The organism is Streptomyces sp. NPDC050619, assembly GCF_040654815.1.
Taxonomy (GTDB): Bacteria; Actinomycetota; Actinomycetes; order Streptomycetales; family Streptomycetaceae; genus Streptomyces.
On the sequence record NZ_JBFAIR010000018.1, the window covers coordinates 19,456 to 30,252 of the forward strand.

The following is a 10,797-nucleotide window of genomic DNA, read 5'->3' on the forward strand; positions in this document are numbered from 1 at the left end:
CGCGCCCGTGCACGACGGCGCACGGCACGACCTTTCATCACCGAGCCACACCACGTCGGGGAGCTGAGAACACGTGGCGAACGAGCAAGAACTCAGGGAGTACCTCAAGCGGGCCATCGCGGACGCGCGAGACGCCCGCAAGCGTCTGCGCGAGGTCGAGGACAAGGCGCAGGAGCCCGTCGCGATCATCGGCATGGCCTGCCGCTATCCGGGGGGCGTCGCCTCGCCCGAGGACCTGTGGCGGCTGGTCGCCGACGGCGTCGACGCGGTCGGCCCGTTCCCGGCCAACCGGGGGTGGGACCTGGAGCGGCTCCGCGACTCCGATCCGGACGCCGTCGGCACGTCGTACACCGCCGAAGGCGGCTTCCTGTACGACGCCGACCGCTTCGACCCGGAGTTCTTCGGGATGTCGCCGCGCGAGGCCCTCGCCGTGGACCCGCAGCAGCGGCTGCTCCTGGAGACCACGTGGGAGGCGTTCGAGCGGGCGGGCATGGAGCCGGCGTCGCTGCGCGGCAGCCGCACGGGTGTGTTCACGGGCCTGATGTACAACGACTACGGCTCCCGGCCGAACCTGCCCGCCGAGGGCAACGAGGGCTATCTGTTCAGCGGCAGCGCGGGCAGCATCGCCTCGGGCCGGCTGGCGTACACCTTCGGTCTTGAGGGGCCGACGGTCACCGTCGACACGGCCTGCTCGTCGTCGCTGGTGGCCCTGCACCTGGCCGCGGGCGCGCTGCGCGCCGGTGAGTGCGACCTGGCGCTGGCCGGCGGCGCGGCCGTGATGTCGACGCCCACCGCGTTCATCGAGTTCTCCCGACTGCGCGGGCTTTCGCCCGACGGGCGTTGCAAGTCCTTCTCCGAGCACGCCGACGGCACCGGCTGGGCCGAGGGTGTCGGTCTGCTGCTGGTCGAGCGGCTGTCGGACGCGGTACGCAACGGGCACCAGGTACTGGCCGTGATCAGGGGCTCGGCCGTCAACCAGGACGGCGCCTCCAACGGCCTGACCGCCCCCAACGGCCCCTCCCAGGAACGCGTCATCCATGACGCTCTGGCCAACGCGGGCCTGACGGCCGCCGACGTCGACGCCGTCGAGGCACACGGCACCGGCACCACCCTCGGCGACCCGATCGAGGCCCAGGCCCTGCTCGCCACCTACGGGCAGAACCGGCCGGACGACCGCCCGCTGTACCTGGGCTCGCTCAAGTCGAACATCGGCCACAGCCAGGCCGCCGCCGGCGTCGGCGGCATCATCAAGATGATCGAGGCCATGCGCCACGGCGTCCTGCCCCGGACCCTGCACGCCGAGGAGCCGTCCAGCCGGATCGACTGGGACACGGGCGCGGTCGAACTGCTGACGCAGGCGCGGGACTGGCCGCGGACCGGTGCGCCGCGCCGGGCCGCCGTGTCGTCCTTCGGTTTCGGCGGCACCAACGCCCACGTGGTGATCGAGCAGGCTCCCGCCTCCGAGGAGGCCGAGACCCCGGCGGAGGTCCCCCTGCCGGTGGTGCCGTGGGTCCTGTCCGGCAAGACGGCGGAGGCGGTGCCGGAACAGGCGCGGCGGCTCCTGTCGTACGTCGAGGAGCACGACGGTCTCGCCCCGGCCGGTGTCGCGCGGTCGCTGGTCCGCGACCGCTCGCTGTTCGACCACCGCGCGGTCGTCGTGGGCGCAGGCCGGGAAGAACTCCTGGCGGGATTGCGGGCGTTGGCGTCCGGGCAGTCCGCCTCGGGACTCGTGCGGGGCACCAGGACCAGCGGCGCCAAGACAGCGTTCCTGTTCACCGGGCAGGGCGCCCAACGCGTGGGCATGGGCCAGCAGTTGTACGCCGCCTTCCCCACCTACGCCGAAGCCTTCGACGCCGTCGCGGCGGAGCTCGACCCGCTCCTGGACCGGCCCCTGCACGAGACCATCACCTCGGGCGAGGGCCTTGACCAGACCGGCTACACCCAGCCCGCCCTCTTCGCCGTCGAGGTCGCCCTCTACCGGCTTCTGGAGTCCTGGGGCATCACCCCCGACTACCTCACCGGCCACTCCATCGGCGAACTGGCCGCCGCCCACATCGCCGGTGTACTCGACCTCAAGGACGCGGCCACCCTCGTCGCCGCCCGCGCCAGGCTCATGCAACAACTGCCACCCGGCGGCGCCATGACCGCCCTGCAAGCCACCGAAGAAGAGGTACTCCCCCTCATCGAGGGCCACGAGTCCTGCCTGTCCATCGCCGCCCTCAACGGGCCCAACTCCCTGGTCATCTCCGGCGACGCGGACGCGGTCGCGGAAATCGCCGACCGCATGAGCGTCATGGGCCGCAAGACCAAACCCCTCACCGTCTCCCACGCCTTCCACTCCCCCCACATGAACCCCATGCTGGAGGACTTCAAGACGATCGCGGCCACCCTCACCTACAACGAACCGCGCATCCCCATCGTCTCCACCCTCACCGGCACCCTCGCCACCGGCGACGACCTACGCACCCCCACCTACTGGACCGACCAAGTCCGCGGCACCGTCCGCTTCACCCACGCCATACAAACCCTCGACCAACTCGACGCCACCACCCGCCTCGAAATCGGCCCCGACGCCGTCCTCAGCCCCCTCACCGACGCCACCCCCACCCTCCGCGGCACGCACCCCGAGGTCCGGCAGATCGTCCTGGCCGCAAGCCGCCTGCACACCAACGGCACCCCCATGGACTGGGAGTCGTACTTCGGCGGCCCGGCCGGGGTGCCGGTCGACCTGCCGACGTACGCCTTTCAGCGCGAGCGCTACTGGTTGGAGGTCACCGAGGCCGCGGGCGACGCCGCCGGGCTGGGGCTGGAGCCGGCCGACCATCCGATCCTCGGCGCCACGCTCGAGCTGGCCGACGGCAACCAGACGCTCTTCACCAGCCGTCTGTCCCGCCAGTCGCACCCCTGGCTGGCCGACCACACCGTCTTCGGTACGACACTGCTGCCGGGGACGGGCTTCGTGGAACTGGCCGTCCGGGCCGGTGAGCGGCTGGGCTGCCCGCGGGTCGAGGAGTTGACCCTGTCGGCGCCGCTGGTGCTGCCCGAGCACGGTGGCGTACAGCTTCAGCTGGTGGTCGGCGAGGCCGAGGAAGCGAGCGGGCGCCGCACGGTCGGCGTGTACGCGCGCCCCGACGGCGACGCTTCCGCGGAGGCCCGCCCCTGGTCGCTCCACGCGCGGGGCGTCCTGGCCCCTGCCGATGCCGGCGGCGACGAGCCCGGGGCGAACCTCGTCGTATGGCCTCCGGCCGGTGCCACCGAGATCGCCCTGGACGGCGTGTACGAGCGGCTGGCGACCGGGGACTACGGCTACGGGCCGGCGTTCCAGGGGCTGCGCCGGGCGTGGCGGGGCGACGGCGCGGTCTACGCCGAGGTCGCCCTGCCCGATCCGCAACGCGCCGACGCCGGGCGCTTCGTCCTGCACCCGGCGCTCCTGGACTCCGCGCTGCACCCGCTGCTGCCCGGCGTGATCGACGACAGCCGTCCGGCGCTGCTGCCGTTCTCGTGGTCCGGCGTGCGGGTGTACGCGACGGGCGCCTCCGTGCTGCGCGTACGGCTGACGCTCACGGGCTCCGAGGTCGCCGCGCTGACGGTGGCGGACGCGACGGGCGCCCCGGTGGCGAGTGTGGAATCGCTGCTGTTGCGCCCGGTCTCCAAGGATGCGCTGCGGGAGGCCGCGTCAACCGCGCGGGACGGCCTGTTCCGCGTCTCGTGGAATCCCGTCACCGGATCCAACGCCCCGGTGGATGTCGCGAGTTGGGCTGTCGTGGGTGACCTGACGCTCCACGGAGTCACCCCCTACGCCGACCTGGAGGCGGTGGCCGCCGCCGCGACCGTACCCGCCACTGTCGTCCTCGCTCTGCCTCGCAGCGGCGGCACGGACGGTGACGTGCCCCGGGCCGCGCACACCGCGCTGCGCGACACCCTCACCACCCTCCAGGCCTGGCTGGCGGACGAGCGGTTCGCCGACTCCACCCTGGTCGTGGTCACCCGAGGGGCCGTCGCCGCCGTCCCGGGTGAGGAGGTCACCGACCTGGCCCACGCGGGCGCCTGGGGCCTGGTGCGTGTCGCCCAGACCGAGAACCCCGGCCGGATCGTGCTCGCCGACGTCGACACCGACGCCCTGCCCGCCGCCGCGCTCGCGACCGGTGCACCGCAACTGGCGGTGCGTGCGGACACCGTCCTGGTGCCGCTGCTGGCCCGCACCACCCGGCAGGCCGACCCCGCCCGCTGGGATCGGGGCACGGTCCTGATCACCGGCGCCACCGGCGCCCTCGGCGGCGTCCTCGCACGCCACCTCGTCACCGAGCACGGCGCCCGCCATCTGCTCCTGCTCAGCCGACGGGGGGCCGAGGCGGCAGGCGCGAGAGAACTGGAGGCGGAGCTCACCGGGCTCGGCGCCCAGGTGACGCTCGCGGCGTGCGATGTCGCCGACCGGGCGTCGCTCGCCGCGGTCATCGACGCCGTTCCGGCCGCGCGGCCGCTCACCGCGGTCGTCCACACGGCGGGTGTCCTCGACGACGGCATGCTGTCCTCTCTCACGCCCGAGCGGCTGGAGACGGTGCTGCGCCCGAAGATCGACGCGGCCTGGAACCTGCACGAGCTGACGAAGGACCAGGACCTGACGGCCTTCGTCGTCTACTCCTCCATCGCCGGCCTCATCGGCAACGCCGGCCAGGCCAACTACGCCGCCGGCAACACCTTCCTGGACGCCCTCGCCCAGTACCGCCAGGCCCACGGCCTGCCCGCCACCTCCCTCGCCTGGGGCCTGTGGGCGCAGACCAGCGCCCTCAGCGGCGGTCTGGAGGAGACCGATCTCAAGCGGATGGAGCGCACCGGGCTGCTGCCGCTGTCGTCGGACGACGCCATGGAACTGTTCGACGCGGCCCCGGCCACCGGCGAGGCAGTCCTCGCCGTGACCCGCCTGAACACGGACGCACTCCGCAAGCGGGCGGACGGCCCGCAGTTCCTCTTCCGTGGTCTCGTCCCGGCCGTCCCGGTTCAGGCGGCCGGGGCCACCCGGCCGGGTGGCGGCTCGTCGCCGGCTCAGCGCTTCGGCGGGCTGTCACCGGCCGAGCGGGAGCAGGCGCTGACCGACCTGGTCCGCGGCCAGGTGGCGACGGTGCTGGGCCACGCCGACCCCGGGTCCATCCAGGCCGACCGCGCCTTCCAGGAACTGGGCTTCGACTCACTGACCGCCGTCGAACTGCGCAACCAGCTGGGCACCACCACCGGGCTCCGCCTGCCGACCACGCTGATCTTCGACCACCCCACCCCGGCCGCCCTCGCCGCCCATCTGTCGTCGGAGCTGTTCGGCGACGCCGACGAGGCCGCCGCGCCCGCCGTGGTGCCGGCGGACTCGGCCGACGTGTCGCTGGAACCGATCGCGATCGTCGGCATGGCCTGCCGCTATCCCGGCGGGGTCTCCTCACCCGAGGACCTGTGGCGGCTGGTCGCGGACGGCACCGACGCCATCACCGAGTTCCCGGCCAACCGCGGCTGGGACCTGGAGAACCTCTTCCACCCGGACCCGGAGCACGCGGGCACCACGTACGCCAAGGGCGGTGGCTTCCTGCACGACGCCGACCTGTTCGACCGCGAGTTCTTCGGGATGTCACCGCGCGAGGCCCTCGCCACCGACCCGCAGCAGCGGCTGCTGCTCGAAACGGCCTGGGAGACCTTCGAGAACGCGGGCATCGTTCCGGCGTCGGCACGCGGCAGTCGTACGGGCGTGTTCACGGGGGTGATGTACCACGACTACGGCTCCCAACTGGACGTGATCCCGGAGGACTTGGAGGGCTACCTGGCCAGCGGCAACGCGGGCAGCGTGGCATCGGGCCGGGTCTCGTACACGCTCGGTCTGGAGGGTCCGGCCGTCACGGTCGACACGGCGTGCTCGTCGTCGCTGGTGGCACTGCACCTGGCGGCGAACGCGCTGCGCACCGGTGAGTGCGACCTGGCGCTGGCCGGCGGTGTGACCGTGATGTCCAGCCCCACGTCCTACGTGGAGTTCTCCAGGCAGCGCGGGCTTTCGCCCGACGGCCGCTGCAAGTCGTTCGCGGCGGGCGCCGACGGCACCGGCTGGAGCGAGGGCGTCGGCCTGCTGCTCGTCGAGCGACTGTCGGACGCCCGGCGCAACGGCCACCAGGTACTGGCGGTCATCAAGGGCTCAGCCGTCAACCAGGACGGCGCCTCCAACGGCCTCACCGCCCCCAACGGCCCCTCCCAGGAACGCGTCATCCGCCAGGCACTGGCCAACGCCGGCCTGACGCCGGCCGACGTCGACGCCGTCGAAGCGCACGGCACCGGCACCCGCCTCGGCGACCCGATCGAGGCCCAGGCACTGCTCGCCACCTACGGACAGAACCGCCCACAGGACCGACCCCTGTACCTCGGCTCCCTGAAATCCAACATCGGCCACAGCCAGGCCGCCGCCGGCGTCGGCAGCGTCATCAAGATGATCGAGGCCATGCGCCACGGCGTCCTGCCCCAGACCCTGCACGTCGACGAGCCGTCGCCGCACGTGGACTGGGAGGCGGGCGCGGTCGAACTGCTGACGCAGGCCCGGCAGTGGGAGACGTACGGGCGTCCGCGGCGTGCGGCCGTCTCCTCGTTCGGCATCAGCGGGACGAACGCCCACCTGGTCATCGAGGAACCGAAGGCCGTCGAGGCGCCGGAAGCGGCGCCCGGAGGCACCGCCCTGCCGCTGGTGCCGTGGGTCCTGTCCGGCAAGACGGCGGAGGCGGTGCCGGACCAGGCGCGGCGGCTCCTGTCGTACGTCGAGGAGCACGAGGGTCTCGCCCCGGCCGGTGTCGGATTGTCGCTGGCCACGGAACGGTCGGCGTTCGAGCATCGCGCGGTGGTGACGGGCACCGGCCGGGACGAACTCCTGGCGGGATTACGGGCGTTGGCCTCTGGGCAGTCCGTTCCCGGACTCGTGCAGGGCACCAGGACCAGCGGCGCCAAGACGGCGTTCCTGTTCACCGGGCAGGGCGCCCAACGCGTGGGCATGGGACAGGATTTGTACGCCGCCTTCCCCACGTATGCCGAGGCCTTCGACGCCGTCGCGGCGGAGCTCGACCCGCTGCTGGACCGGCCCCTGCGCGACATCATCACCTCGGGCGAGGACCTTGACCAGACCGGCTACACCCAGCCCGCCCTCTTCGCCGTCGAAACCGCCCTCTACCGGCTCCTGGAGTCCTGGGGCATCACCCCCGACTACCTCACCGGCCACTCCATCGGCGAACTCACCGCCGCGCACATCGCCGGTGTACTCGACTTGAAGGACGCGGCCAAGCTGGTCGCCGCCCGCGCCAGGCTCATGCAACAACTGCCACCCGGCGGCGCCATGACCGCCCTCCAAGCCACCGAAGACGAAGTACTCCCCCTCATCGAAGGCCACGAGTCCCGCCTGTCCATCGCCGCCCTCAACGGCCCCAACTCCCTGGTCATATCCGGCGACCAAGACGCCGTCGCGAACATCACCGCACAGGTCAAGGCATGGGGCCGCAAGACCAAACCCCTCACCGTCTCCCACGCCTTCCACTCCCCCCACATGAACCCCATGCTGGAGGACTTCAAGACGGTCGCCGCCACCCTCACCTACCACCAGCCGAAGATCCCGATCGTCTCCACCCTCACCGGCACCCTCGCCACCGGCGACGACCTGCGCACCCCCACCTACTGGGCCGAGCAGGTCCGCGGCACCGTCCGCTTCACCCACGCCGTACAGACCCTCGAAGCCGCGGGCGTGACCTCGTACGCCGAAATCGGACCTGACGCCGTCCTCACCGCCCTGACCCAGGACACGGTCACCTCGGCCGCCGCCGTACCGCTGTTGCGGCGCAGCCGGCCGGAGGCCGACACGCTGGTCACGGGGCTCGCGCGGCTGCACTGCCGTGGTGTGCGGGTCGACTGGGCGGCCTTCTTCGCGGACACCGGCGCCCGGCGCACCGGTCTTCCGACGTATGCCTTCCAGCACGAGCCGTACTGGCTGAAGGGCTCGGCGCTCTCCGGCGGCGACGCCGGGCACGGGCTGAGTCCGACGGACCACCCGCTCCTCGGCGCGGCCGTCACCATCGCCGGGACCGGCGACGTCCTGTTCACCAGCCGCGTATCGGTGCGCACCCACCCGTGGCTGGCCGAGCACACGGTGTTCGACTCGGCGGTGCTGCCCGCGTCCGCGCTGGTCGAGCTGGCCGTGCGGGCGGGCGACGAGCTGGGCGTCACGGGAGTCATGGAACTGGAGGTGACCTCACCCGTCGTCCTGCCGGGCGACGGGGCCCTGCACCTGCAACTGGGCGTCGGGCCGGCGGACGAGTCGGGGCGGCGCGTGTTCACGGTGCACACCCGGCCGGAGCAGGCCGAGGGCGAGGCCGTGTGGACGGTCAACGCCAAGGGTTCGTTCGGCGCGTCGGCCGGGCGGCCCGTGCCCGCGCCGGCCAGCGGCGGAACCGTTGAGGTACGGCTGCCGGAGGAACTGCTGCCGGACGCCGTCCGCTACGGGCTGCACCCGGCTCTCCTGGATGCGGCGGTGACCGCGTCGGCCGAGGGCGGGGACGCCGGTACGACCCGGGTGCCCGCCCGGTGGCAGGGCGTCCGGCTGCATGCGACGGGCGCCACCGCCGTGCACGTCCGGCTGGACGAGGTGGACGGTGCCGAAGACGGCACGGTCGCCGTGCGGCTCTCGGACGCGGAGGGGCAGCCTGTCCTCACCGTGGAGCGGCTGACGTTCCGGAACGTGCCGGACAGTGAGTTCGCGGTCGTCGACGGCGGTGTGCTGCCGCTGTTCCAGCCGGTCTGGGAGCGCACCGCCCTGACCGAGCCGGACGGCCCGCCGCGGTGGGGCGTGCTCGGTGGCGCGGACGCCTTCTCCTTCGACGTGCCATCCCTCGACGTGCCATCCCTCGACATGCCGTCCCTCGACGTGCCGTCCCTCGACGTGCCGTCCTTCGACGGCGTGGCGGCGGCAGGCGCGGCGGTCGAGGCGGGGGCGGCCCTGGACGCCGTCTTGGCCTGGGCCGAACCCGGTCCGGCCGACGATGCCGTGGCCATCGCCCATCATGCCGCGCGGCACGCGCTGCGCCTGGCCCAGGAGTGGCTGGCCGACGACCGGTTGGCGGGCACCCGGCTGGTGGTGCTCACCCGGGGCGCGGTGGCCACCGGGGCGGAGAGCGCGCCCGAGCCTGGCGCCGCGACGGTGTGGGGTCTGCTGCGCTCGGCGCAGGCGGAGGCCCCGGACCGGATCCTCCTCGTCGACGTGGACCAGCCGCGCTCCGGCACGGACGTACCGGACGCGGGTGCGCTGGCGGCGGTCGTCGCCGCCGGCGAGCCCCAGGCGGCCCTGCGCGGCGGGGAGATCCTGCTGCCCCGCCTGCGCCGCGCCACGGCCGCCGACGCCGCGACCGGCGCCAGGACGGTGACCTGGGACGCGGACGGCACCGTGCTGATCACCGGTGGCACCGGCGCCCTGGGTTCCCTGTTCGCCCGGCACCTGGTCACCGAGCACGGCGTACGCCACCTGTTGCTGCTCAGCCGCCGGGGTACCGACGCCCCCGGTGCGGCGGACCTCGTGTCCGAACTCACCGCGCTCGGGGCCGAGGTCAGCTGCCGCGCCGTGGACGTCTGCGACCGGGACGCCCTCGCGTCCGCGCTGGCGGCGGTCCCGGCCGAGCACCCGCTCAGGGGAGTCGTCCACGCGGCCGGCGCCCTCGACAACGGCCTGGTCCCGGCGCTGACCGCGAAGGGCCTCGATGCCGTGCTGAGCCCGAAGGCGGATGCCGCCTGGCATCTGCACGAGCTGACGAAGGACCTGGACCTGTCGGCGTTCGTGCTCTTCTCGTCGAGTGTCGGCGTCGTCGGCGGCCCCGGTCAGTCCAACTACGCCGCCGCCAACGCCTTCCTCGACGGCCTCGCGGCGTACCGCGCCGCTTCGGGCCTTACGGCGACGTCGATCGCCTGGGGTCTGTGGGACCTGGGCCACGGCATCAATGCCGGACTCGACGACGCCGACCTCAGGCGGTTCGGCCGCGAGGGCTTCCGCACGGTCGTGCCGCAGCAGGGCACGGCGTTGTTCGACGCGGCGCCGGCCCTCGGGACGGCGGCCGTGGTGGCCTTGCCTGTCGACCTGTCCGCGATGCGGGCGCACGGCCAGGTACCGCCGGTGTTCCGGTCACTGGTCCGGGTACCGAAGCGGCGCCATGCCCAGTCCGGTGCGGCAGCCGAATCCCTGGGGCAGCGGCTGGCGGAGCTGTCCGCCGTGGAGCGCCGGCAGGCGGTGCTGGACCTGGTGCGTACCGAGGTGGCCGCGGTCCTCGGCCACTCGGGGCCGGCCGCCATCACGGCCGATCGCGCGTTCCAGGACATGGGCTTCGACTCCATGACTGCCGTCGAGCTGCGCAACCGGCTGGTCGACGAGACCGGTGTACGGCTCTCCGCCACCGTGGTGTTCGACCACCCGAGCCCCACGGCGCTGGCCGAGCACGTGCTCGCCGCGGTGGTGCCGGACGGCGGCGCGGACGGCGGCACGCAGGCCGCGCTGATGGCCGAACTGGACCGCCTCGACACCTCGTTGGCCGCGCTCACCGACGACAGCGGGACGCGCACGGCGGTCTCGGTACGGCTCCAGACCATCCTCTCCCGGTTGAACGAGGCGGTGGGTTCGGGCTCCTCCGAGGGACCGGACGTGGCCGACTCCCTCGAGTCCGCGACCGCGGACGACCTCTTCGATTTCATCGACAACCAACTCGGACGTTCCGCGAACTAGGCCTGCTCGATCCTGTCCTGAGGAGAAGTTGATCA

The 10,797-nt window shown here is 73.1% G+C and carries 1 protein-coding gene; it reads left to right on the forward strand.

The features are described from left to right. Positions 1-73 precede the first annotated feature (73 nt). Positions 74-10,762, forward strand: a complete 10,689-nt coding sequence (locus tag AB0I77_RS27595; RefSeq protein WP_363285393.1) for an SDR family NAD(P)-dependent oxidoreductase — start codon at positions 74-76, stop codon at positions 10,760-10,762. The last annotated feature ends 35 nt before the right edge of the window (positions 10,763-10,797 follow it).